The organism is Vibrio sp. 378, from assembly GCF_033339435.1.
In genome coordinates, this window is record NZ_JAWOUO010000651.1 from 1 (window position 1) to 655 (window position 655).

The following is a 655-nucleotide window of genomic DNA, read 5'->3' on the forward strand; positions in this document are numbered from 1 at the left end:
GATACGATGCCTTCTTCAACAAGTAGGTCACCTAAGCGTTTTCTCAACTGAATTTTCATTGTGCGCTCTCCAGTTGCTTTAAGATGGTTAATCGATCGCGAATGAAAGCTTGCGACTGATTCGAGATCCCTACTTTACCCAACGCTTCGTTGTAAGAGTTAATCGCAGCAGTAAAAGTGAGCGCTCGCTCTTGCTGAATCGCCAAACCAAGCCACCAGCGGGCATTGTCTGGCTCGCGTTGAGTCAGTAACTGGTAGCTTTCTAATGCGATGTCGTTTTGTTTTTGTTTCTGCGCAAGGGCTGCGCGCATTGCCAAGTAATCTCGACTCGGCATTGGAGGCAAGTGAACCAGTGGGCTCAGTGCCGCAGAAGGCTGATTGGCTTTAACCAATAGCTTCGACAACGCGAGTCTTAGCGGTTGGTTATCCTTATCAAGGTTGATGCCTTCTTGCAGGATTTCGTAAGACTTTCTGGTATCCCCTTTACCGAAATAGAGCGCCGCCAGTTTTTGACGCGTTTCGATATTGCTTGGCTCATAACGCAATGCTTCGGTATAAGCAGAAAGCGCCGTTTCCATATCGTTTGCATCAATGGCTTTTTCTGCTCGACTGATCGCTTTCAACGATAACTGACGGTGTGAAAGTTCAACTTGCTC

1 protein-coding gene is annotated in these 655 nt (G+C 47.5%); it reads right to left on the reverse strand.

The annotated features are described in order from the left end of the window. Positions 1-55: 55 nt before the first annotated feature. Positions 56-655: tetratricopeptide repeat protein (locus tag R7Q48_RS28070; RefSeq protein WP_411979299.1), on the reverse strand; the 600-nt coding region annotated here is incomplete at its 5' end.